This window comes from Pseudomonas cichorii, assembly GCF_015471405.1.
GTDB lineage: Bacteria > Pseudomonadota > Gammaproteobacteria > Pseudomonadales > Pseudomonadaceae > Aquipseudomonas > Aquipseudomonas serbiensis.
In genome coordinates this window covers 113473-133119 of the sequence record NZ_BLVZ01000017.1, presented here as the reverse complement: position 1 = coordinate 133119, position 19647 = coordinate 113473, and the positions used below count along the sequence as shown (strand labels likewise).

Genomic DNA, 19647 nt, shown 5'->3' with positions numbered 1-19647 from the left:
ACCTCATGGGTTTGGAACGCTGGCGCACAACAGCCGCAGCATGTCCCGTTCGTTGTTGAGTAGCGTGGCCTCCACCCGGTAGGTGGTGCCGGTCCTTTTTTCGGTCACCCGCCAACCTGCAGCGATGTCTGCACGCGGGCGGATGCGGATCTCGGCAGTGACCGTGGCCTTCAGTTGCTCGGCCACCGGCGCTACCCGACCTGTCGGCAGTGTGATATCCGCCCAGACCTCGCCGACCGGCGACCAGACCTCATCGAATCCGCCCGACTTGTTCTGCACGCGCTCCGGCTTGGCCAGGATGCAGCGGTGTCGCATAGATCCTGCTCTCATCAGAAGCGCTTCCTGTACCAGAGCAGGCGGTCAACAGCGAGAGGCACGGCAGTGAGTCCCCCGACGGCGACCGCCTCGCGGTTTGCATACCAGTGCCCAACCAGCAGCAGGACGGCTTGCTTGACGTCACCGGTCAATCCCATCTGCTCGGGCTCGACAGGATCTGTCTCGACCAGCTTCCGGTCGCAATGCTGCTCGACGTGCGCCATGGCCGCCTCGATGTAGCCCGCGATCAAAGCGTCTTCCTCATCGCCATCGACACGCAGGTGCACCTTCACGGTGGCCAGATCGATCATTTACTTGACCCCTGCAGCGGCCTTATCGGCCTCAGCCTTTTCAGCCGCTTCCTTTTCCGCAGCGTCCTTTTCGGCCAGAGCCTTATCCGCAGCCTCTTTCTCGGCAGCAGCCTTTTCGGCGGCGGCCTTATCTTCCTTCGGAGCCGCTGGCTTGCTCTCCTTGGCAAGCGGCATACGCGGCTTTCCATTTGCGCCGACTTCGACTGCCAAGCCCTTGCCGATCAGCGTGTGGGCATACTCATCGTCCACATCATCAAAGATTGCGCCAGCCTTGACCTTGTCCGATTCAGAGCCCAGCAGCTTGGAGTTGCCAACAAAGCCCCACAGGATCTTGATTTTCATGATGCCTCCAGAAATGAAGAGGCCGACAATATGCCGGCCTTCAGTGGGGTTGCTTACGCTGCAGACGGGAATCGACCCTTCACCAGCGCCTCTTTACGGCGCACGCCAAGACCCAGGCGCTCTTCAACAAGCAGCGCTCGCTCGTTGCGAATGAACTGGTCGTTGATCAGGCCCATCTTGAACAGGAAAGTGAGGCGGTCAAACAGAGTGGTGGAGCGAGCGAAGTTTGCAACCAGGAACTCACCACCCGTATCCGCATCACCCTCGTCCATGCTGTCCGAGGTGATCACCGGGCGACCCCAGAGGATCGGTGTAACCAGGCCCTGCAGGTTTGCGAACAGGTAGCGGTTCTCGCCATCCTTCTGCAGCTCGATGTTCATCCAGTCGAGTTCGGTCATGACCGTGCCATCAGCGGACATCTTCGACTGCTTACGCACCTGGTAGATGGCGCGGCGCACCAGATCGATGGCGGTGTCACCGGCCTTGCTCAAGTTGGTGTCGTAAACGGTTGCCTGGGTCATCAGGCCATTCAGATTCTCGCCGGTGCCGTCGCCTTTGAGGATCTGTGCTTCCTCTTCCAGCTTCAGGTCGTAACGCAGCAGTTGCTGAAGGTAGGCGAACATCTGGGGCACATCGTCCAGAGCTTCGTCGGTCACCGGCATCCAGACGGCGAGCTTCTTCACGCGATCAGTGACGCGCTCGAAAGTGACGTTGCTTGTAGGCTTGAGGCCGCCTTCGGCAACCGGTGCCGCGCCCTTGGTGTGCAGCAGCTCACGGAAGTAGGTGTACTCCTGAGCAGACACGGGGATCACGTTCAGCAGATCACGGATGCGCAGCTCCTGACGAATGCCTGGCTGAATGACAGGGTCATAGACAGGGGCCACAACGCCAGCGCTGGTGACCTTCATTTCCTTCATGCTGGCCAGGTCGGACTTGGTCACTTCCATATGAGCCAGCGAAGCGTTCTTCTGATTCAACGCTTTGTAGCTGTCATCGCCCTTGATCATGTCGATGAAGCTCTTGCCCTCTCCGGGCTGACCGCGCAGCTTGACGCCCTTCTGCTCCAGATCAACGACCTGGTCGATGACCTTTTGCAGCTCGCCTTTCTGATCCTCGATCTGCTTCTTCAGATCACCGGTTACCTTGTTGCCCTTTTCGACTTCTTCCATGGCTGCGTCGTACTTCTTCTGCAGGCCATCGAAACCGTTCTTCAGTTGCTGCTCCAGGGCGTCTTTTACTTCTTTCACTTCGCTCATTGCGATGCTCCAAAATGGTGGGTGAACAGGTTGGAAATTTCTTTCAGCTCATCCACGATCACCGTGGCCTCACTGCCGCCATCACGGCGCAGCGCGGTGTAGCCGAGCGAAGCGACTGCCGCCGCTTCTTTCTGCGAGAGGCCCATGCGTTCACGCAGGGCCTTCTCGAAAATCCTGATGTCAGACTTGACGCTGAGGACTTGCGCCTCGGGGTTCATGCCAAACGGAACGAAGGACGCCTCCCATAGTTCGGCCTCCTTGATAATCCGAACCCGACGCCCAGCGCGCTCTTCAAAATCCGAATTGATGGTGTTGAAGCCAATCGACATGCTGTCGAGGATGTCGGCTTTCATCAGTTCGTAAGCGTCGCGGGCGTAACTGACGTTGAGATTGACCTGCCCCTTGAGCAGCAGGCCGTGATCGTCCTGGGTATAGTCGGCAGTACCGACCAGCCTGGTCAGGTCGTGATACAGCGCCAGTTTGAGCTTGCCGCTGCGAGTGGCCTTCACGCGGGTGAAAGCTCCCGGCAGGATCACGTCATCGCCAAGATCGACGTTGTTGAAAACCGCCGCGTAGCCCTCGAAGTTGCCGGTCTCGTCCACGGCCTTGAGCTCAAACGGAACTTCAAGGTTCGCCATTTGTTTGCATCTCCCACCGGGTGACCCGGTTGTATTCGTCGCCTTCCAAAGGAGGCAGGTTTTCCTTTACCCGGACTTCGTTGATGGTCATCCACCCAGAGCCGCCGGAGCCCCCAAGAGCACTGCCGTAGTACGTGGCCCGCCCAGCGCTATCGGCACGCAGAAGGCCTTCGACGGCAAACTCCACGAACCGAGCATTGGCCACATAAATTTTGTCGTTGAATTCGTCCTCCACCGCGTCGACGAAGGGCTTGAGTCCGAAGGTGATGTAACCGGTGAGCTGTTGCTCAAGGTTCGACCCCATGATCGAGGTCTTGCCAGCGCGGTTAGCCAGCCACAGCGGAACGCCATAGATGCCCGCCAGGGCCTCTTCCTGAAACTGCTGCGACTCGATGAACTGCGCGTCCTTCTGGCTGATGCCGGCCGGAACGATCTTTGGGTTGCCTTGGAGGATGGCCATCTTGCCGATATCGTCGGCATCGGCCTTGCGAACGTCGGGGAACTTCTCCATCACCTGTGCCTGCTGGGCCTTGGTGAGGAACTGCTCATAAATGACATAACCGCCGGTGAAGCCGCCCTTGCGCATGAACCGCGCCGACCACTGCTGACCAGCCTTGGCCAGCCCCATGGTCTCCGCTTGGTGCTCAATAGGAGAAAGGCCGACGATGCCGTCGAGACTGAACAACTTGAAATGCAGCATGTGCTCCGGCGAGACAGGGAATGGATCCCCCTTGCTGGGAGTAACCCAGTAGATCAAGTCCTCTTCGGTGTCTAACGTCACCGTCTTGCCGTCCAGTGGCACCAGGCCTTTAACATCCCCGTGCACATTGCGCTCTATCAAAGCGAAGGCATTACCGCGCAGAGCCATGTTCACGACCACAAATTTCAGGAAGTTGAGCATGGTCATGTAGGGGTTTGGCTTACGCATGAGCTTGGCGTAGCGGTCATTGCTCGCTACCAATGACCTCTTTCCATCCTTGTCCTCGTACAGTTTGAGCGGCAGACCGCTCAATGACTCGGAAAGAATCTTGATGCACGACCAGATCATGCTGACAGACAGTGCCGTCTTGGCGGTGACGCGAATACCCGCCTTGGTGCGCTTGCCGCCGACTTCGAGATCTACCTCGACGTAGTCGCCCGTCTCCGGGTCTGTGTAGCCGAGGAATCCCCACGTCATGGGGTTGTACCACTTGAATGCCATGGTCAGCCTACTAATCCGAAGAAGCCGTGGTTGAGGTAGTCGTCCAGGCCGCCTCGGGCCTCGGGGTTGAGGGCCATCAGCGACACGGCGTTGAAGGTCGCCATAAGCGGGTCAATCTTTGCAGTACCTGAGGCCTGCTTCGTGATGAGGAAAGCGTTCGCCGATGGGACGCCTTTGGCATTGCCGCAAGACCAGGACATAAGGGGCTGTCCGCAGTGAATGAGCGTTCCCTCAGCGAGACGCCGCTCTGTTGTCTTGATCGCACCAGTGAGCTTCCAGCCCTGCGAGATCCCGACGACTTGTTCTTCATCGACCTCCACATCAGCCAGGGCATCCAGAACCGCACCAATACCGGCAGGGTCCAGGCCGACCTTGTCGAGCAGGCCGGCATGATTGATCCTCGCTACGATGGCGGCCAACTGATCCACGTCATCACCGATCTTGTCGACGATGGTTACGTCGCCGACAGCCTTCATATCCAGCAGGCGCGGAGCCTCAGACTTGCGGCGCTCCAGCACTGACGGGTGGGCCCAGGCATGCGCCCAGTGCAACCACATGCGGGACTCACGAACCCGACCGATCACAGCAAGGCCGAGCAAGTCATCGAGGCCACCACCATCGACACCGACGACGACCACTTCGCACTGCTCAAGTAGGTAGTCCAGCGTCATTCCTTCCTTTGCTTGGGCCTCCCAGAAATCTGCACCGACCCAGCTGTCGGACATCAATGCCAAGCCAATCTCGATATTGAGATGCTTGGCCAAGAACCCACGCATCTCCGCCTCGCCGTCGATTTCAGCCTGCATGTGCAGACGCTCAAGCGTTGCTCGGTCGACGGAGTAGTTGATGTTCGGGTTGACCAGGTGGAAGTTCTCAGGCTTACGCGCCTCCTGGCTTTTGATCATCTCTTGCGGGAACTCGTAGATGATCGGCAGAAAACGGTTGTCGTCGATACGACCATCCCGAACGCCTCGGGCATAAGTCAGTTTCGACTTGAACACGCCTGCTGGCGGTTCGTTCGACTGAGTCGTCAGCCAGATGATGAAGCCTTCCGGGCGAGACAGCAGCCCCCCCGTAGCCTCGCGGATCATGTCCGCAGCCTTGGGGTTCTTGCCGAACAGCCAAGCCTCATCGATCAGCACGCCTACGGCTTTCTTACCACCCACCACATCACTGTCAGCCGCTACCACTTTCAAAGTGGCTCCGGTTTCTCGATGCGTGATCAACCGCAGGTGCGGTTGAACATGCAGAAGCACCTTCAACTCTTCATCGTTGCTGACCATATCCTTGGCCGGGATGAATGAGTTGTCAGCAATTTCCTTGGTCGGAGCCAAAATGATGAACTCAGCCGAAAGACGCCAGTTACGGATCAGCGCTGTAAGCATGATGCCAGCCGCTATCGTCGACTTACTGTTCTTCTTCGGGATGCATAACATCACTTCGCGGATCAGTCTTTCGCCGGTCTCGCTGTTGTAGCTGCCGAACACTGCGGCGGCGAACTCCATCACCCACGCAGCGCAGGACGCTTCGATTGTCGGGCTGCCGGGAGCATCAACAATCTTCAGCCCTCTGAAAACCTCAAGGTTCGCTTCGGCCTCCTCGGGAAACAGGGGCTCAGGGATGATCGACTCACAAGCAGCCAGTCGCCGCCACCAGTCTGGGCAGGCAGTTGTCCATTGCATGAGTTACCCCTTAACAACTGATAGCGGCGGTTTGCCTTGCGCGTATCGCCCTCTGCCCACCTGTTTGGCGGCATCGACCTTCTGCTCTTTCTTGCCCTGATCGGCCACCTTGCCGTGCACATACGGCATCAGCGTCTTGGCCGCTTCCAGGCGCATGCGCATGTCAGCCTGATCGGCATTCATCAACTCGGTGAGGAAGGCACGCGGGTCATCGGTATGGGTCAGCGACAGCTCGGACGAATCGTCGAACTCAGCCGGATCACCTTTAACTTTTTGGCCAGGTTTAACCTCAGTGCTCGACGCTTGTTTCTGCTGGAGTCGAGCACCGATATCTGAGAGGATCGCCGGGTCCTTCGCCAGCTTGGAGCCCGCCTGTGACGCGGTTTTCTCTGAATATCCGGCAGCAATCGCTGCCTCGCGATTTGTGGCTCCCGACATCAAAGCGTCAACAAACCGCCGCTTCTTGTCGGTTAAAGCCATGGTTAACTTTTCCTGAAACGGGAAAAAATGTGTACGTGGGGTCGGAGGCGGTCTAGCTAGATGAGAATTACTATATTTTAGCCTCCCCCCACCCTTTGCGGCACGTCACTGGCGTGCCAGCAAGCATCAATCGGGACTCAGCGCCGGTTTCCCGCCGTCAGCCAGCCAGGCCTGCCGCTTCCTCGGCCTGCTTGACCGAGTCGTGGCAGTTCTTGCACAGCGACTGCCAGTTGCCCTGATTCCAGAACAGATCCTGATCACCTCGATGCGGGATCTTGTGGTCAACCACACTTGCAGCAGAGGTCAGCCCTTGCCGCTCGCAGTACACGCAGACCGGATGATCGAGCAGGTAGCGCTCACGCGCCTTCTGCCACTTATAGCCATACCCACGCTGCGAGCTGGTCATGCCGCTTCGCCAACTGCCGGGCGTAACGACATTCACCCTTGAGGTGGATGACTCTTTGATCCTGGAACCGAGCGTCTTTAGCCTGGGCATCGCTACCTCGACTGACTGCGCTTTATCTGCGCGTCCACTTGGTCAGCGCACGTGTCGAGCAGGTTGACCACTCGATCCTTGAGCGCCCAAAGATCACCGTTCACAACAACGTCTTCGTCGCTTTCGCTGATACGCTCACAGGGAACGAGCTCAGGGGGCTCCAGCCTTACCGCCGTTGTCTTTACCGGAGCTGGCTGGCTTGCGCAGGCCGTCAGGCAAAGGCTGATCAGCCCACTTACGAACAGCCGGGCTATTACGCTTGAGGTCTTCAAAGTCTTTCCTTGCCCTGAGGGCTTTCTGTTCACTGGCCTTGAGCCGCCTGCTCAGATCTGCCTGATAGTCAGCATTGCGCTTGGCTTCGGCTCGCAGGGTTGTGATTGTTGCCTGGCTTTCAGCGTTGGCCGCCATGGCCTTCTGCGTGTTCTCGGTCTCGACCGCGAGACTGCCTTGCAGAGTGACGACCCGCACCTGCTGGACAGCTATCAACAAGGCCATGACGATCGTGATGATCACAGCAACAGCAATGATCCGCATGACCGTGCCCGCTTTTGCTACTGACTCAATGCTCATACCGAATCTGCCTTGCGATTGATGATCCGGAGCATCAGCTCGCGGATAGCCGCTACACCCAGAAAGCCGATAGCACCACCAGCGGCCACGGAAAGACTTGCAGGCCATTCCAACCACTCGATGATGGTCGAGGCCACCAGGCTCAAGCAGCCACAGATCAGAGACTCAAGGATGATCCGCCAAGGCTTGGTTTCCCTGGCGTCGTACAGCACGCGCAAGAACGAGATGACTGCGGCCATAATTACGCCCTGCCATAACGGATCGGAGAGAGCCAGGTAAAAACGGGCCCAGGTGTCTGGTTTATCAGGCATATGAGCACCCGGCTTACGAGGATTGTTGAATAAAAGAGACCGACCGGAGTCGGCCAAAGGAGCGTTTAGACGCGGCGATGCAGCAGGCCGCCAGGGCGAAGCTCTTCACGGAGAACCTTGCGAACCACATCAGCAACCGAGTCGGCATCAGTTACAAACTGATCTGCGCTGACTTGGGAGCGAGGACCAACCCCCACGCCAGTGAATACATAACGCCCGTCGAGCAAAGCCGCTTTTACCGACCAACCCTGCGCAAGCTTCAGCTTGGCGATGGTTTGGCGCTCGACCTCTGCCCCACTGATATAAGTCACACCGTCGACGACGATGAATGGCTTGGGATCGGGGGCTTTAGGCTCAGCCTTGGGAGACGGTGCTTCATCCAAATTCCCGATGCGAACAGGGTCCCGTGAGTCACGGTGGAACTCAACAAAGTCTTTGCCAAATTTAATCTTCCATCCAGAGACTCCCGGCACGTAGACGCTGCTCTGCATTGTTGAACTCCAGATACGAAAAAGCCCCAGCAAATGCCAGGGCTCGAAATAAGGGTGCAGAGGGCCGGTGCTTACCCCGGCTTACTGGGCTGGATCGCTGGGTCACATACCCCAGCCTCTCATCGCGTAGTCGATCAGGGAGCGCACGGCTTTGATCAACGCCACTACCGACTTAGCGCATCTGCCTGCGCACGTCATCTGCATAAAACAAAAAACCCAGCACTTGGCTGGGTTTGATCCCGCACCGCCTTTGCAGAGGTTGATCGGTACGGGCTTGAATTATTAACCAATCACGAGGGCGGTCGCCACAGAGTGATTACAGCCGCTACCAGTGGCTCCAGGTTCAAACCGGATTGCCCACCACAGGGAGCCACCTTCCAGAAACAAAAAGCCCAGCTCGATGACTGGGCTTCTGTTTGAGTGGAACTATCGAGTTACGCGCTTACGCATAGCCCGAAGACGTAGCCAACCAGACCTAGTTATATCATGTCGAAGTGATCGCGAAAGGCTGCACATAAACGTCTTAAGAAGCCCGATTTGCGTCAACCGCTGCAAATGCAACCTGAACCTTTCCCACTCGCCCCGCTCATCTGGCGGTGGATTACGGGGAATAGCAAAACCCACCGGCCCACATCTAGTTGAACGGCTAACATTCAGAAGAAGTTGATAATCACTCTCTGTTAAACTCTGCATTATTTATAGCCCCAAACGTTTATTTGCTGAATAAATTGGTCGGATGACCACAAAGTAAACGCCAGTGTGGCGATAGATTCGCACTAGAGCGGAAAAGAGTTTGACTTCATTTAGCGGATCACGCCGCCTAAATAAGATAAATCATAAAAATCATCAATCCCGTTTACGCGCAGGGATGTGATGATGCTACGAAATATCGCTCATTCGCTCACTACTGTCAAGCGTCTCAGTAAATCAACTGCTCCCTTTCCAGAATCTCGGTGACATGGATGACAGCAGCCTCCTCCAGCGCCTCCAGGCACTTATGGATCCCTCGACGCCAGCGGGTGCGGGTTGAGTCTGGTCGCGCATCCACATCCCAAGTGTTCATGTCATAGAACTCGTCAGGCAGGATCGCAATGTCGGTCGAACGCTTACCCTGCTTGCCTTTCATCTTTGGGATGAACCACACAGTTGTGGCCTTGTAGATAAACAGGGACGGCGCTGGGGAACTGATGCGCGGAATCGTGCGCCCAATCGATCCAACCCGATTGCCTGTGCTGGTGGAAAACTTGCCCACCAGCAAGTTCCAGTGCGCGGCGCTCAGTTCCCGATGCAATAGAGCGTGCAGACAGCAGTCGTAATCGAACTGGTCGCGTGCAGAAAGAAGCGTTCGATATGAGCCATTAGCCCCTTTCGAGTCGATCAGCTTTTGCCAGCTCTGTTTTGCGCTGTTATCGATGTTATCCGCCGCGAGCACCCGAACGATTGCTGACATGACGCTCTGATATATCGCCGGGGAAAAGTCCGCCAGCATTCTGCGCGGCAGTGCCGCTGTGACGTTACTCATGGGATTCTCCTGGCTGGGAATTCTGGTTTGGCATCCTCCCTTGGGATGGATGCGAAAAATGGCTGGAAGCTTTGATTTCAGAGGGCTGCACGGCATCAGCGCCGATTTCCTGTCTCGCATATGTCCCACCGTGCAGATTCTGGAATCCGTGCAGGTCAAGGTGCTCATGCCAGCGCTGCAAGGCCTGACGTTTGAGGCCTTCGGCAGTGGTGTGGATGTAGGTCGCGTCCAGGTCCTTCATGGCGTGGTTCAACAGCATCTCGCCCACCATGTAATCGACGCCCAGATCAGCCCAGGCCGTGCGGGCCACCTTGCGCAGATCATGGCTCGACCACTCACCACGCCCCAGCGAACGGAACAAGGTGCTGGCCTGTGTGGCGCTCACGGCAACCCCGGCGCGGCCAGGGAAAACGTATGGCCCGGTGTAGCCGGTCGCCCGCTGCAAAGTCCGGTACCGCTCGATCAACGCTTGCACCTGCCCGGTGATAGGCAGGATGTGCTCGGCCTTGGTCTTGGTATCCGGCGCAGGAATGAACCACTGTCGTGTGCCAAGGTTGATGTTTTTCCAGCGGGCCAGCCGTGTCTCGCCCAGCCGTGTCCCGTGGCAGAGCATCATCAGGGCCAGCATGCATTCCAGCGGCGCGCGGTCGAAGCGCTCGGCCAGGTCCGCCAGCAAGCCAGGAAGGTCATCGCCGCGCAGCCGCGCAGATTTGGGCCTGATCCGGGTCTGCACAAAGTCGGTGTACTTGAGGCTGGCCATAGGGTTGACGCTCAACAGCGCCAGCCGGGAGGCCTGGCGGAAGGCGACGGCGAGCACGCCATAGACCGACCGCACGAATGACAGCGCGTATTGCTCCTGCAGGGGCCACATCAGCAACCGATCCAGAGTTTCACGATTGAGCTGGGTCAGCGCCACCGCTTGCAGTCGGGGCACCAAGTGGCAGCGCAGGGCCGATTGCGCACTGGCCTTGCGTTTCTCGGACAACCCACGATCCCGGCTCATGCGCTCGGTGTACCAGGTCAACACGTCCCCTACGCTTTTCCAGGCCGTTGTCGTTGAAGGGGCATCCGGGTCGGCAGATCGGCGCGCGAGGATGGCAGGCAGCGTGGCCTGCATCAGCTTGGCATTGATGCCAGGGTAATTGCCGGCCTTGCCCCACTTGCCACGGACAACGACATGCCACGCCCCTTTGCGCCGATCTGCCGTGGAGTAGCGGAAATGCAGCTCTGGATGGCGTGCATCGCGCAGTGCCCGCACATGCAGGCGCTCGGCGTGCCGGCGGATCTCGGCATCGCTCATGATGACGGTCAGGGTCTTCACCAGGTCGCTCATGCTGCTGGCCCCCCCTTCCCATACTGGCGATGTGCAGCCCGAATTTGCTTTGCCTTCACATCAGTCATCGGACCCGCTCCCATCGGTCAATTCTTTTACTTTGACGCTATGCGCAAGCTTCAGCCCACTGAGATGGCGGCGCTCTGCACGAAGCTCGCGCAAGCGTTTGGCTTGTGCATCACGACGGCTTTTCTGCAGGTCTGACCTGAGCTTCTGCCAGCGGACACGGTTGGCTTCGGTGGGCTGCACGACAGTGCCGGTCAGAAGCCCAGCAATGGCTTGGCCGTCTTGGCAGATTGGCGCTATGCGAAGGTCAGCCAGGTACTGCTGGCCCGCTTCTTGGGTGATCAACTTCGAGCGGACGGCTGATTCAATAGCGGCTATCCGGCGACCAGCATCGAACCCAAGGGACACGCTCCAACTCACAGGGCGGGCTTCGGCGCGGGCCTGGGCAACTAAGCGCTCGTAGGCACTCAGGAACGCCATGCGCGCACCCACCTTGTCCCGGCCAGCCAGAATCGGCTGCGCGGCGGTCATGGCCTGACGGATCTCGGCGGTCATCACCACGGTGTCGCTCTCATCGCCAGCGGCCAGCGCGATTGACCACGCCTCATCCTTGCCCGGACGGCCATCTGCGGCGTGGACGCGCTGCATGATTGCTCCGGTTGTCAGCTTGCCTGTCAACTCCAGGCGACAGGATTTCAGGGCAGTAGCCACGACATTGGCCGGGAAGCCAGACAGGTCATCAGCCATCAGCTCAGCGGCGTCAGCACTCAGGGTGTGGCCCAGTGATTCGGCAGTCGCGCAGATTGCCAAGGCCAGTCGGGCGACCTGCTCAGGGCCCATACGGTCAGAGGAATTCATTAGCCTGCCCCCCTGCCCGTTGCCGGATGCGGTCAGCCGCTTCCTGTCCTGCGCTCAGGTTTGCCTGCTTGCGCTCCATCTGCTGGGCGGTTGTTGTGGTCATCTGGCGGTTGGTAGCCCATTGCGTGTGATAAGCCTCAGCCTTGGCCAGCAGGTCGCCAATGCCATGGCAGCCACGGATCAGGCCCGAGTCGTTGATTCCCACGAAGTACGCAGCGACGTGATGGGCTACGTCGATCCCCAAGCGGTCGATCAGTTGGCCAAGCTGTCCGCCAACCTTCGCGTTCCAGACCGGCCACGCTTGGTACCGCTTGCGGTAGGCCATTGCGTAGTTCGCCCAGGCCTTGAAGGTTTTGCAGGACCGATCCTTGGGGCCGGGCATATCCGATGGGATTTCACAGCGCGGTTGCTGAGAAGCGAATTGCACCACCTGCCCCGCCGCGACCGTGGCGCAAGCCTGGGTCGCAATAGGTTCAATGACTGGTTCATTGACTGATTCAGAAGAGTGACTGGTTCTGGGTGCAGCTCCTGCACTACCCCCTAGTGAATCTCCTGCACTAGGGGGTGAATCTGCTGCACTACCCTGGTGAATATCCTTCACTACCCCTGGTGCAGGAGGTGCACCACCATCCAGGGTCAAGTAATAGACGTTGGACGAGTTTCCTTTTGGTCCGCCCTTACGGATTTCTTTGCGAAGCAGGCCTGAAGCACAAAGAGATGCGATGTGACTCATTACGGAGCGCTTACTGATTTCACACTGGTCAGCGATGTGCTGATAAGACGGCCAGCACTCCCCCATATCATTGGCGTTGTCGGCCAGCTTGATCAGCACCAGCTTGCGCAATGGATTGCCAACCTTGGTTTCCAGGGCCTTGACCATCAAATTCATGCTCACAGGTCAAATCTCCAACTCATTGCATACACACCAGACGAAGTCGTCATAGGGTTCAAGCATGGTCACGCCCCTGTCTTCCAGCGCCAGCCGACCAGTCTTGGCGAGCGAGCAAATCTCCCAGCGCTCGCGCTCCGGCAGATGTCGGAAACTGGCATAGCCTCGGCCAAGGGCCAGCGAAGATTGAAGCTCCAGCGTGCTGCTGGGGCGCATGGGGGGGGGTAGACGGTCTGTTCATTGCAGCGTCTCCCCGCAGGCGGTGGTGCGCCTGGCCGCTACCGGCATCGGTGCTTTCACTGTGTCACCAGTGGCGGACATCAGCGCACGCACCGCAGTCTCAAGGCGGCGCTTTGCGCTACCCTTCGCACGCTTGGCCTTCTGCAATTGCTCGTAGGTCTGGCTGGTGAAGTTGATGACTGGCGCATAAGCCGGGTCGTCAGGGTTGATTCGGCGAAAGTTCGGCTCAGGCTCACCGTGCGCACGGAAAAACTGCTGATACTCGTTGTTGAGCAACTGCCGTACATCCCGGACGAGTGCCTGAGCGTGGTACCAGTCAACACTCAGGGCTGCCACGCGCTCAACAAGCTGCTGATGGGTTGGTTTCTTGCTCATGCGAGCCTCGGCTTGATCTTGAACCGTCCTTGGGGGATTTCCGGGTGGGTGGCGCGCTCACTGGTCTCGTAGGTGCATTCGCTCACGAACCGGTCAAAGCGCTGGGTGATGGCCGGTTTGGGCCATATAGCGAAGGGCTGCCCACCATCATCGGCGTGCTTGCTGCGTACCATCGCGAATGGAAGTGGCGCGCCAGTCACCTCGCGCATAACGGCGTTGATCACCCAAGGCGGCAAGCCGTGACGCCGGTTGATCCGGTCGCGAATGTTGGTGATGGTCTCGAATCCACTGGGCACGGAATCCATATAGCGGATCTGCTCCAGTCGTGCGGTTCGGCTTTCGACCCGCGCCAGCGCCTGTTTCTGCTCGGCCTGCTGGCGTTCGATCTGCACCAGTTGGTTGGCGCTGGCTGCAATAAGCTCGGCTGGGGTCATGGGGCGAGAGGCTTTCTCTTCCAGTTCCTGCCAGCGGTCCACCAAGGCAGCGGTGAACTCAGGCGAGAGCTGAGCTACGACGATGAAGCTGTCTCGCTTGTTGACCAGATATTCCTGAACAACGACGCCGTTACCGGACTTAGGGCCACCCTGCATTGCAGGTTGGGAAATCACGCCTCTGGCCACAAGCCGGTCAATCGCGATCTTCACATTGTCGTGGCGGGAGCCGACCAGATCGGCGATTTCTTGGGATGACATAGTTGGGGCGTTGTTGGTGATCAGATTCATTGATCGCCCTCCTTTTCCGCGCCACGATTTGCGAGGTCGGCGTTTTGTGGCGCGGCCAGTTCAGTCAGGCGGGCCTCAAGCCTTTCCTCTGCGCTCTCAGCATTGGAGCCCATGCTTTCGCAGGTGAAATACCCAAGGTCCAAGAGACGGCGGCATAGCGAATGCTCCGCACAATGCGGCTTGGCAGACTCAAACAAGGCGCACATCTGCTGCAGAACAGATCGGGTTACCGAAAGCTCAGAGAGAGCATCTTCGGCTATCAATTGGTGAGGGGACTTGCTCATGCCGCACCTCCCTTTTCTGTTGCCGCCTCAGCACCTGCCTGGCTTGCGTAAACCAAAGCCAGAGCCGATTCGGCGGCATAAAACGCAAGGGTTGCCTGCTCGGAGACGGCATCGACGCTCCTCAAGTCTTTCAAAACGTTAACCACTGACTCAATGCGATCTGTCGCAGCGTTGAGCGCTTCTACAACAGAAACATCACCAGCAACAGTGAACAGGAATTGCTCACCACGCACGCAGTACGGGAGTTCAACAGTACGGATATGGGCTTTCATTGGCTGCCACCAACTTCGGCACTACCCCGCAGATCAGCAGCCTGATTTTCGAGATGCGCATAAATCTCTTCGGAGATATGCTCGGCAGCCAGCAGCAATCCGTGCTGGTCTCTCACACTCAACGGCGCGCCACCGGGCATGCCGATGAAATCAATGTTTTCGCGGAGCACTCGTGTGAGGGCAAACAAAGCCAGCCCTGCATGATGCAGGCGAGTTGCTTCTTTTGATGACAAGCTCATTGATCAGTCTCCCGCGCATTGATCAGAGCGCTGCGTGCAGAGCTGAGTAGCGCCCCGGCGGCACCGGAGATAAGGGCTAGTGCGCGAAGCTCGCCCAGCGTTGGTGATGGCTCGAGGTGATTAACGGCGTAGTCCAGGCGGCCGAGCAGCCCCTCCACGCCGACAACCAAATCAGCAGCCATAGATACGGCAGCCTCAAAATCAGCGCCCCCCGCGACCTGCAGTAGATCGTTATCTTGGCCTCCGAATCCCCATGACTTGAGGGTGGGGAGTTGTGCCTGGTTCTGTCCTGTAGTATTTTTAGCTTTCATTTTTCTTTCTCGAGACAAAGTGAATCCGCAGCAACCGTTGGCGCGGTTGCTGACCAAGAAGCTCGACTTAGGTCGGGCTTTTTTGTGGGCTGCTGAAAAGTCAGCCGCTCAGCAAAAACCGGAAGCAGGCGCTCATGGAGAGGCCTGTGTGGTGCTGGATAGGCAAACAGGTACTTTTGCACCTGACTTGATAGATCCTGAGGGACTATTATTTGTGTATTCGCTCAGCTTCTCGTCGCGCTTCTGGCTGGGAAATGGGCGCTCCTCAATGGCTGTGATGGATCCGTCGGGAAGCGCCACGACGTAGATCTCCCGCCCTTCGCGGATAGCTTTACTTAGCGCGCCTTGACTCATTCCGAGTAGGCGGGCCGTCCATGCATGCCGTTTAGCAGCGAACTCTGCGAGCGGGGTGCGGTGCACAATCATTACTCCGTAGCTTTGGCCTAATACAATAGTGCCAGCGGGATTTTAAATGTCAATCCCTGCGGCATTTGATGTTAATTGCCGCCGGACATAGAGTTTGCTCATGAAAAAGAAACCGCTTACCCCAGAATTGGCGCATGAATGCGAACTTCTCAAAAGTTTGTTCAAAGAGAAGCAATTCATGCTGGGGCTTACCCAGGAGAAAGCCGCTGAAGCCCTTGGAATGAATCAGGGCTCTTTCAGCCATTACCTGAATGGCCGGAATGCCTTGAACATGGATTTTGCTGCGCGTGTAGCAAAGCTTCTTGGGGTCTCTGTCTCGGCGTTCAGTCCAAGACTCGCGCAAGAAATGCACACTGTGGCGGCGGCAATAGATCAGCAGTGGACTATAGAGGCGGTGGAGCACGGAAAGTCTATGCGAGAGGATCACGCCAACGTTTCACATACACTTCAGCCGTGGCGCAAAGCAAGGAAGTACCCTTTGATTAGCTGGATCGCCGCTGGGAATAGAGCGGAATCTCCCGACAACATCAGCTCGCCAAATGCCATCGAATATTTAGAATCAACGGAAAATGCCGGTGAGTTTGGCTACTGGCTTGAGGTAAAAGGGCCTTCCATGACAGGCCTGGGATCGCCAAGCTTCCCCGAGGGAACGCTGATCTTGGTCAGGCCAGAAGGCTTCGATCTCATAAGTGGCAAGTACTATGTGGCAATCCACCGCGACGGCGAAAAGACTTTCAAGCAGTACCTTTACGATGCAGGATACGAGTTTCTGGCACCTCTCAATCCATCCTTCAAGACCGTAGAGCTGGACGGAGATTGGGAAATATTCGGGCGTGTCGTGGATGCGAAAATACCGGGGCTGTAAAATAATCCCGCAGGCATTGACAAGAAATAATCCCGCAAGCACTATTGCCCCATCTTCTTGAAAGCATGGAGCAACCCATCATGAATTTTGTCATCTGCGGCCACTGGCAGGGCGCACTCGGTAATGGGCTTGCCGAGCGTGAGCTCGCGTGCCTCCTAGCTGTAGCCTCGGGCTGCACTGACAAACAGATCGCCCAACGCGATGGACTCTCGCCACGGTCCGTCAAAGGTCGCATCGAATCTGTTATGCACAAGCTGCAGGTCTATAAACGTTCGGCTTTAGTAGCCGAGGCCATGCGTCGCGGCCTGATATCCCCCGCTGCCGCCCTCGCCATCCTGCTGGCCGCTCACGGTGCGCTTGCTGATGATCCCATGGCCAGAGTTCGTCGTGGCAGTAGCGAGAAGAAGATCGAATACCGAGTCGCTGTCCGGCGAGCCGAAGCAGCACTGACGGCATAACCCAACCCTGAAATTTGCGAAAGCCAACAATCGCGGCAGGCCATCGGCTTGCCTGGAGAAAGATATGAGTGACGTAATTTTTAACAGCAGAACCGCCGAAAAGTTTGTTGTTCGCCTCCCTGAGGGTTTGCGTGATGAGGTGGACGCTATTGCAGTAGAGCAGTCGACCAGCATGAACTCGATCTTCATCCGGTCGGTGCGCCAGTTCATGGACGGTCAGCGTCGTCAGGATCTGTTGCTTGATGCGCTTGAGCAGCGTCTGGCGATGGTTGACGCAGATCGCGTCAACCAAATTGCCCAAGAAGGCGAAAGCGTCAACCAAGCACAAAGCCAACCACAGAATATTCCAAAAGTTATTCCTGCCAACTGGAGTGACGCCCAGGTGCTGGACTTCTGCTCGGTCGCTTTCCGCCATGTTGTGGTCGAGGGTGATCTGAAGTTCAGCGATATCAACGACGCGCTGCGCTACATGGCGGACAAGGGCGAACCAGCATTCTTGCGTGAGTTCGACATGGACGAGCACGCCCGTATGGCCGCCGATGCACGCCGATACCGCTGGTTACGTGATCGTGATTGTATCGAAGATGTCGACAGTGACCTGATGGTCCTGCGCGGAGATACCTACTTCACCGGTGCCGAGCTGGACAAAGAGGTCGACGACGCAATTCGCCTTGATGTGTTGGAGGCCGAACCATGCAAGCCTTGAAGCGTCGCGCCATTTCCCCTGCCGCCCTGCCCGCCATTGGCCAGCCTCTTGACGGCGGTTTCTACGCTGGCAGAGTTTTCTTCGACGGGGTCGAGCATGCGCTGATCGATGCCGGCCGAGACTTTCAGGTTGAAGCCCAGTGGTGGGATCGCACCGGGCCAAGGCCCAGTATCAGTGGCGCAAAGTCCTTCGATGACGGGCTTTTGAATACCCACGCCATGGCTGAAGCGGGTAGCGCGATTGCCCAGAAAGTCCTGCGGATGATCATTCGCGGAACCGGATGCTGGCACATTCCGTCGATTCGCCAGCTCGAAGCCATGCGCACAACGCTGTTGCAGCTCAAAGAGTGGGATTACAGCCACGATACCGATGCCAAGCAATCTCTCGCCTGCATGCACGGCTACTGGTCCAGCACCGCTAACTCCGCTGGCTCCGCATGGAATCTGACCATGAGGCCTTGGTGCACGCCAACTACAAACTGGGGCAAGGACATGAAGATGGTCCGCCCGGTCAAGACACTGGCGATCAAGGCGAGCTGCTTCGTGCATGAGCCAGCAACCGATGCTGCTGTGAGCGCAGCCGTCACCAGCCTGGGCGGAATCACCGCGAGCCCGGCGGTGGCCGAGGTTCTTGGCCAGTTCATCAACGAGGACACCGGGCGCTTCTACGGGCGCACGCAGGATCTGCTGATCCAGTTGGCGGCTATTGCCGGGGAGAATCGTGCATGAACCGTCACCGTAACGGCCAGGTAGGGCAGGCATTGGTCGCGCTGTACGAGCTGTTGCAGCGCCGAGAAACAACCTTTGGTGAAGTGCTGAGCCTTTCTGCCACTTGCGGCCTGGATGGGCGGCGGGTGCTGGCTGATCACTTCAAGGGAGGCGCGCGATGAGCAGTCTCGCTGAACAAGCAGTGGAGCACGCCCGCCTGCACAAGGCTGGCCAGCCTCCAAAAACGCCTACGTCGGCGGTGCCAAAAATTAGCACGCCCACCGGCCCAATCAGTCGACACCTTTTTCTGGAAGGCCGAGCTTGGACCGTCGATATGGTCGCATCCCTGAAATCCGAACCGGCCGCGAAGGTGATCGAGCGCCTGGCAGGTGCAGCGGCAGGAAAACCAGCAAGCTACGTGGCGGGAGTTCAGTCGGTGATCCAAGTGCTGGCGTCTGCCGTTCATGGCGAATCCGGTGTTTTGTCAACCAAAGTTCCTTGCGGATCAGGCGATCTGTCAACCAAACCTGTCCCCGGGACAGAATTGGAGGTTCTGCCATGCGCATGAAGCCTGAGCATTATCAACGCCTGCACGACCTGAGCAAGCTCCAGCACCTGAGCCTGCGCAGCCAACTGATCCTGGCTCGTCGGCTAGTGCGCCAATCACTACAGGATCGGGAAGCCGTCCAAGCCTTCTTCCGCGAAGAGGTCAAGAAGGCTGAGGCCGGACTGCCCTTCACCCAACGCCGCTTGGAAATAGCGAAAGACCTCCAGAGACAGTCCCGCGATGGGTTCCGCACCGGTCTGCTGGAGATCGGCAAGTGGTTGTACCAGAGCGACGAAGCCCTGACAGAGAAATACGGCTTCGATGGCGTCTGCGACGTTCTGGAGGTCAACCCCGTGCATCGCCCTGAAGTGTTGAAGTGGGCCGAGGACAAGAGCCGAGCAATCTCGACAGCAGCCTTCATCGTCGGGATGGAGGACAGCGCCCGCCAACGCTCGGGCCGACACCCAGCCGATTGGAAGGAAGGCACGTTCTTCCAGGTGTTTCTGGAAATGCAGGTGGACCTGTTCAGGCGCAAGCCAGAGCTGATGCCAGATCCAACTGCGCCCGGCGGGCCTCTATACGGCATCCCGGTCTACCACCAGCAATCTGACGGCACCATGGCCCGCCAGAGCTCTCCGCTAACCGTGCATGACGCCCAGGGCAGTCGCGTGGTTAAACGCAAGATCGAGGTGCCCCGAAATGGCTCTTGAACCTGCCGTGACAGATTTTCGTGAAATCCAGAACCTGACGAGTCAGGAGTAGAGCCAATGCGTTACATGACCATCAGGAAATTT

The 19647-nt window shown here is 57.9% G+C and carries 32 protein-coding genes and 1 pseudogene; 8 read left to right on the top strand and 25 right to left on the bottom strand.

Translation table 11 applies throughout. The features are described 5' to 3' along the window. Positions 1-3 precede the first annotated feature (3 nt). The 24 genes from JL015_RS23740 to JL015_RS23630 form a co-directional block, all read right to left on the bottom strand. Positions 4-330, bottom strand: a complete 327-nt coding sequence (locus JL015_RS23740) for a phage head closure protein (RefSeq protein ID WP_201020173.1) — start codon at positions 328-330, stop codon at positions 4-6. Further along, a complete protein-coding gene (locus JL015_RS23735; RefSeq protein WP_025261082.1) occupies positions 330-626 on the bottom strand; it encodes a head-tail connector protein in 297 nt (98 codons plus the stop codon). Before JL015_RS23735 ends, JL015_RS23740 begins: the two co-directional genes overlap by 1 nt. After that, on the bottom strand, positions 627-968 hold the full coding sequence (locus JL015_RS23730) for a hypothetical protein (RefSeq protein WP_025261083.1): 342 nt from the start codon (positions 966-968) through the stop codon (positions 627-629). 53 nt (positions 969-1021) lie between these two features. Continuing rightward, a complete protein-coding gene (locus JL015_RS23725) occupies positions 1022-2224 on the bottom strand; it encodes a phage major capsid protein (protein ID WP_201020172.1) in 1203 nt (400 codons plus the stop codon). Beyond that, positions 2221-2862: an HK97 family phage prohead protease gene (locus JL015_RS23720; protein WP_201020171.1), complete on the bottom strand. Its 642-nt coding sequence runs from the start codon at positions 2860-2862 to the stop codon at positions 2221-2223. The genes JL015_RS23725 and JL015_RS23720 overlap by 4 nt, the downstream gene beginning before the upstream one ends. After that, positions 2849-4063 (bottom strand): phage portal protein, encoded by a 1215-nt coding sequence (locus JL015_RS23715; RefSeq protein WP_201020170.1) that lies wholly within the window; start codon positions 4061-4063, stop codon positions 2849-2851. Before JL015_RS23715 ends, JL015_RS23720 begins: the two co-directional genes overlap by 14 nt. A gap of 2 nt (positions 4064-4065) precedes the next feature. Continuing rightward, positions 4066-5745: a terminase large subunit gene (locus tag JL015_RS23710; protein ID WP_201020169.1), complete on the bottom strand. Its 1680-nt coding sequence runs from the start codon at positions 5743-5745 to the stop codon at positions 4066-4068. Between the two features lie 3 nt (positions 5746-5748). Continuing rightward, positions 5749-6225 (bottom strand): terminase small subunit, encoded by a 477-nt coding sequence (locus tag JL015_RS23705; RefSeq protein ID WP_201020168.1) that lies wholly within the window; start codon positions 6223-6225, stop codon positions 5749-5751. A 157-nt stretch (positions 6226-6382) separates the two neighbouring features. Beyond that, complete coding sequence (locus JL015_RS23700) at positions 6383-6721, bottom strand: HNH endonuclease (protein ID WP_201020167.1); 339 nt, start codon at positions 6719-6721, stop codon at positions 6383-6385. Between the two features lie 2 nt (positions 6722-6723). Beyond that, positions 6724-6936, bottom strand: a complete 213-nt coding sequence (locus JL015_RS27825; RefSeq protein WP_236250268.1) for a hypothetical protein — start codon at positions 6934-6936, stop codon at positions 6724-6726. Continuing rightward, complete coding sequence (locus tag JL015_RS23695; RefSeq protein ID WP_201020190.1) at positions 6872-7255, bottom strand: hypothetical protein; 384 nt, start codon at positions 7253-7255, stop codon at positions 6872-6874. Before JL015_RS23695 ends, JL015_RS27825 begins: the two co-directional genes overlap by 65 nt. Positions 7256-7287: 32 nt before the next feature. Continuing rightward, on the bottom strand, positions 7288-7602 hold the full coding sequence (locus tag JL015_RS23690; protein WP_025261091.1) for a phage holin, lambda family: 315 nt from the start codon (positions 7600-7602) through the stop codon (positions 7288-7290). A gap of 65 nt (positions 7603-7667) precedes the next feature. Further along, entirely contained in the window at positions 7668-8093 is a 426-nt protein-coding gene (locus tag JL015_RS23685) for a hypothetical protein (RefSeq protein ID WP_201020166.1), read from the bottom strand. A 919-nt stretch (positions 8094-9012) separates the two neighbouring features. Further along, the gene (locus tag JL015_RS23680) at positions 9013-9615 is read right to left on the bottom strand and encodes a hypothetical protein (RefSeq protein WP_201020165.1); all 603 of its coding nucleotides are present in this window, start codon (positions 9613-9615) and stop codon (positions 9013-9015) included. Further along, a complete protein-coding gene (locus JL015_RS23675; RefSeq protein WP_201020164.1) occupies positions 9608-10948 on the bottom strand; it encodes a tyrosine-type recombinase/integrase in 1341 nt (446 codons plus the stop codon). Before JL015_RS23675 ends, JL015_RS23680 begins: the two co-directional genes overlap by 8 nt. 60 nt (positions 10949-11008) lie before the next feature. After that, entirely contained in the window at positions 11009-11812 is an 804-nt protein-coding gene (locus tag JL015_RS23670; RefSeq protein WP_236250072.1) for a hypothetical protein, read from the bottom strand. Continuing rightward, a complete protein-coding gene (locus JL015_RS23665) occupies positions 11799-12707 on the bottom strand; it encodes a helix-turn-helix domain-containing protein (RefSeq protein ID WP_025261098.1) in 909 nt (302 codons plus the stop codon). The genes JL015_RS23670 and JL015_RS23665 overlap by 14 nt, the downstream gene beginning before the upstream one ends. A 3-nt stretch (positions 12708-12710) precedes the next feature. Beyond that, positions 12711-12917, bottom strand: a complete 207-nt coding sequence (locus JL015_RS23660; protein ID WP_307726276.1) for a hypothetical protein — start codon at positions 12915-12917, stop codon at positions 12711-12713. Between the two features lie 21 nt (positions 12918-12938). Next, positions 12939-13316 carry a hypothetical protein gene (locus JL015_RS23655; protein WP_201020163.1) on the bottom strand — a complete coding sequence of 126 codons (378 nt, stop codon included), beginning with the start codon at positions 13314-13316 and terminating at the stop codon, positions 12939-12941. Further along, entirely contained in the window at positions 13313-14038 is a 726-nt protein-coding gene (locus JL015_RS23650) for a Rha family transcriptional regulator (protein WP_201020162.1), read from the bottom strand. Before JL015_RS23650 ends, JL015_RS23655 begins: the two co-directional genes overlap by 4 nt. Next, on the bottom strand, positions 14035-14322 hold the full coding sequence (locus JL015_RS23645) for a hypothetical protein (RefSeq protein WP_201020161.1): 288 nt from the start codon (positions 14320-14322) through the stop codon (positions 14035-14037). The genes JL015_RS23650 and JL015_RS23645 overlap by 4 nt, the downstream gene beginning before the upstream one ends. After that, positions 14319-14594 carry a hypothetical protein gene (locus JL015_RS23640; RefSeq protein WP_201020160.1) on the bottom strand — a complete coding sequence of 92 codons (276 nt, stop codon included), beginning with the start codon at positions 14592-14594 and terminating at the stop codon, positions 14319-14321. Before JL015_RS23640 ends, JL015_RS23645 begins: the two co-directional genes overlap by 4 nt. After that, positions 14591-14833 (bottom strand): hypothetical protein, encoded by a 243-nt coding sequence (locus tag JL015_RS23635; RefSeq protein WP_201020159.1) that lies wholly within the window; start codon positions 14831-14833, stop codon positions 14591-14593. Before JL015_RS23635 ends, JL015_RS23640 begins: the two co-directional genes overlap by 4 nt. After that, a complete protein-coding gene (locus JL015_RS23630; protein WP_201020158.1) occupies positions 14830-15144 on the bottom strand; it encodes a hypothetical protein in 315 nt (104 codons plus the stop codon). Before JL015_RS23630 ends, JL015_RS23635 begins: the two co-directional genes overlap by 4 nt. 19 nt (positions 15145-15163) lie before the next feature. Here JL015_RS23630 and JL015_RS27820 point away from each other — a divergent pair, with 19 nt between their 5' ends. Next, entirely contained in the window at positions 15164-15451 is a 288-nt protein-coding gene (locus JL015_RS27820; RefSeq protein ID WP_236250269.1) for a hypothetical protein, read from the top strand. On the opposite strand, the pseudogene JL015_RS27975 reads toward JL015_RS27820, so the two are convergent. Then, a pseudogene (locus tag JL015_RS27975) lies at positions 15451-15498 on the bottom strand (hypothetical protein); the annotation flags it as partial. The gene JL015_RS27820 and the pseudogene JL015_RS27975 overlap by 1 nt on opposite strands. Positions 15499-15670: 172 nt before the next feature. Between JL015_RS27975 and JL015_RS23620 the strand changes: the two are divergent. From JL015_RS23620 to JL015_RS23590, 7 genes are all read left to right on the top strand, one after another. Beyond that, a complete protein-coding gene (locus JL015_RS23620) occupies positions 15671-16435 on the top strand; it encodes an XRE family transcriptional regulator (protein WP_201020156.1) in 765 nt (254 codons plus the stop codon). A gap of 80 nt (positions 16436-16515) precedes the next feature. Continuing rightward, the gene (locus tag JL015_RS23615; RefSeq protein ID WP_201020155.1) at positions 16516-16893 is read left to right on the top strand and encodes a response regulator transcription factor; all 378 of its coding nucleotides are present in this window, start codon (positions 16516-16518) and stop codon (positions 16891-16893) included. Between the two features lie 64 nt (positions 16894-16957). Further along, positions 16958-17599, top strand: coding sequence for an Arc family DNA-binding protein (locus JL015_RS27810; protein WP_236250266.1), 642 nt, complete (start codon positions 16958-16960; stop codon positions 17597-17599). Next, entirely contained in the window at positions 17587-18327 is a 741-nt protein-coding gene (locus JL015_RS23605) for a hypothetical protein (protein ID WP_201020154.1), read from the top strand. The genes JL015_RS27810 and JL015_RS23605 overlap by 13 nt, the downstream gene beginning before the upstream one ends. After that, positions 18324-18488 carry a hypothetical protein gene (locus JL015_RS23600; RefSeq protein ID WP_201020153.1) on the top strand — a complete coding sequence of 55 codons (165 nt, stop codon included), beginning with the start codon at positions 18324-18326 and terminating at the stop codon, positions 18486-18488. The genes JL015_RS23605 and JL015_RS23600 overlap by 4 nt, the downstream gene beginning before the upstream one ends. After that, positions 18485-18874, top strand: a complete 390-nt coding sequence (locus JL015_RS23595) for a hypothetical protein (RefSeq protein WP_201020152.1) — start codon at positions 18485-18487, stop codon at positions 18872-18874. The genes JL015_RS23600 and JL015_RS23595 overlap by 4 nt, the downstream gene beginning before the upstream one ends. Next, the gene (locus JL015_RS23590; protein WP_201020151.1) at positions 18871-19563 is read left to right on the top strand and encodes a hypothetical protein; all 693 of its coding nucleotides are present in this window, start codon (positions 18871-18873) and stop codon (positions 19561-19563) included. Before JL015_RS23595 ends, JL015_RS23590 begins: the two co-directional genes overlap by 4 nt. Positions 19564-19647: the final 84 nt, after the last annotated feature.

What these genes read in the sequence shown, in the direction of transcription:
- JL015_RS23740 (WP_201020173.1), bottom strand. Translation starts at nt 330, where the DNA reads ATGAGAGCAGGATCTATGCGACACCGCTGCATCCTGGCCAAGCCGGAG.
- JL015_RS23735 (WP_025261082.1), bottom strand. Translation starts at nt 626, where the DNA reads ATGATCGATCTGGCCACCGTGAAGGTGCACCTGCGTGTCGATGGCGAT.
- JL015_RS23730 (WP_025261083.1), bottom strand. Translation starts at nt 968, where the DNA reads ATGAAAATCAAGATCCTGTGGGGCTTTGTTGGCAACTCCAAGCTGCTG.
- JL015_RS23725 (WP_201020172.1), bottom strand. Translation starts at nt 2,224, where the DNA reads ATGAGCGAAGTGAAAGAAGTAAAAGACGCCCTGGAGCAGCAACTGAAG.
- JL015_RS23720 (WP_201020171.1), bottom strand. Translation starts at nt 2,862, where the DNA reads ATGGCGAACCTTGAAGTTCCGTTTGAGCTCAAGGCCGTGGACGAGACC.
- JL015_RS23715 (WP_201020170.1), bottom strand. Translation starts at nt 4,063, where the DNA reads ATGGCATTCAAGTGGTACAACCCCATGACGTGGGGATTCCTCGGCTAC.
- JL015_RS23710 (WP_201020169.1), bottom strand. Translation starts at nt 5,745, where the DNA reads ATGCAATGGACAACTGCCTGCCCAGACTGGTGGCGGCGACTGGCTGCT.
- JL015_RS23705 (WP_201020168.1), bottom strand. Translation starts at nt 6,225, where the DNA reads ATGGCTTTAACCGACAAGAAGCGGCGGTTTGTTGACGCTTTGATGTCG.
- JL015_RS23700 (WP_201020167.1), bottom strand. Translation starts at nt 6,721, where the DNA reads ATGCCCAGGCTAAAGACGCTCGGTTCCAGGATCAAAGAGTCATCCACC.
- JL015_RS23695 (WP_201020190.1), bottom strand. Translation starts at nt 7,255, where the DNA reads ATGCGGATCATTGCTGTTGCTGTGATCATCACGATCGTCATGGCCTTG.
- JL015_RS23690 (WP_025261091.1), bottom strand. Translation starts at nt 7,602, where the DNA reads ATGCCTGATAAACCAGACACCTGGGCCCGTTTTTACCTGGCTCTCTCC.
- JL015_RS23685 (WP_201020166.1), bottom strand. Translation starts at nt 8,093, where the DNA reads ATGCAGAGCAGCGTCTACGTGCCGGGAGTCTCTGGATGGAAGATTAAA.
- JL015_RS23680 (WP_201020165.1), bottom strand. Translation starts at nt 9,615, where the DNA reads ATGAGTAACGTCACAGCGGCACTGCCGCGCAGAATGCTGGCGGACTTT.
- JL015_RS23675 (WP_201020164.1), bottom strand. Translation starts at nt 10,948, where the DNA reads ATGAGCGACCTGGTGAAGACCCTGACCGTCATCATGAGCGATGCCGAG.
- JL015_RS23670 (WP_236250072.1), bottom strand. Translation starts at nt 11,812, where the DNA reads ATGAATTCCTCTGACCGTATGGGCCCTGAGCAGGTCGCCCGACTGGCC.
- JL015_RS23660 (WP_307726276.1), bottom strand. Translation starts at nt 12,917, where the DNA reads ATGCGCCCCAGCAGCACGCTGGAGCTTCAATCTTCGCTGGCCCTTGGC.
- JL015_RS23655 (WP_201020163.1), bottom strand. Translation starts at nt 13,316, where the DNA reads ATGAGCAAGAAACCAACCCATCAGCAGCTTGTTGAGCGCGTGGCAGCC.
- JL015_RS23650 (WP_201020162.1), bottom strand. Translation starts at nt 14,038, where the DNA reads ATGAATCTGATCACCAACAACGCCCCAACTATGTCATCCCAAGAAATC.
- JL015_RS23645 (WP_201020161.1), bottom strand. Translation starts at nt 14,322, where the DNA reads ATGAGCAAGTCCCCTCACCAATTGATAGCCGAAGATGCTCTCTCTGAG.
- JL015_RS23640 (WP_201020160.1), bottom strand. Translation starts at nt 14,594, where the DNA reads ATGAAAGCCCATATCCGTACTGTTGAACTCCCGTACTGCGTGCGTGGT.
- JL015_RS23635 (WP_201020159.1), bottom strand. Translation starts at nt 14,833, where the DNA reads ATGAGCTTGTCATCAAAAGAAGCAACTCGCCTGCATCATGCAGGGCTG.
- JL015_RS23630 (WP_201020158.1), bottom strand. Translation starts at nt 15,144, where the DNA reads ATGAAAGCTAAAAATACTACAGGACAGAACCAGGCACAACTCCCCACC.
- JL015_RS23620 (WP_201020156.1), top strand. Translation starts at nt 15,671, where the DNA reads ATGAAAAAGAAACCGCTTACCCCAGAATTGGCGCATGAATGCGAACTT.
- JL015_RS23615 (WP_201020155.1), top strand. Translation starts at nt 16,516, where the DNA reads ATGAATTTTGTCATCTGCGGCCACTGGCAGGGCGCACTCGGTAATGGG.
- JL015_RS27810 (WP_236250266.1), top strand. Translation starts at nt 16,958, where the DNA reads ATGAGTGACGTAATTTTTAACAGCAGAACCGCCGAAAAGTTTGTTGTT.
- JL015_RS23605 (WP_201020154.1), top strand. Translation starts at nt 17,587, where the DNA reads ATGCAAGCCTTGAAGCGTCGCGCCATTTCCCCTGCCGCCCTGCCCGCC.
- JL015_RS23600 (WP_201020153.1), top strand. Translation starts at nt 18,324, where the DNA reads ATGAACCGTCACCGTAACGGCCAGGTAGGGCAGGCATTGGTCGCGCTG.
- JL015_RS23595 (WP_201020152.1), top strand. Translation starts at nt 18,485, where the DNA reads ATGAGCAGTCTCGCTGAACAAGCAGTGGAGCACGCCCGCCTGCACAAG.
- JL015_RS23590 (WP_201020151.1), top strand. Translation starts at nt 18,871, where the DNA reads ATGAAGCCTGAGCATTATCAACGCCTGCACGACCTGAGCAAGCTCCAG.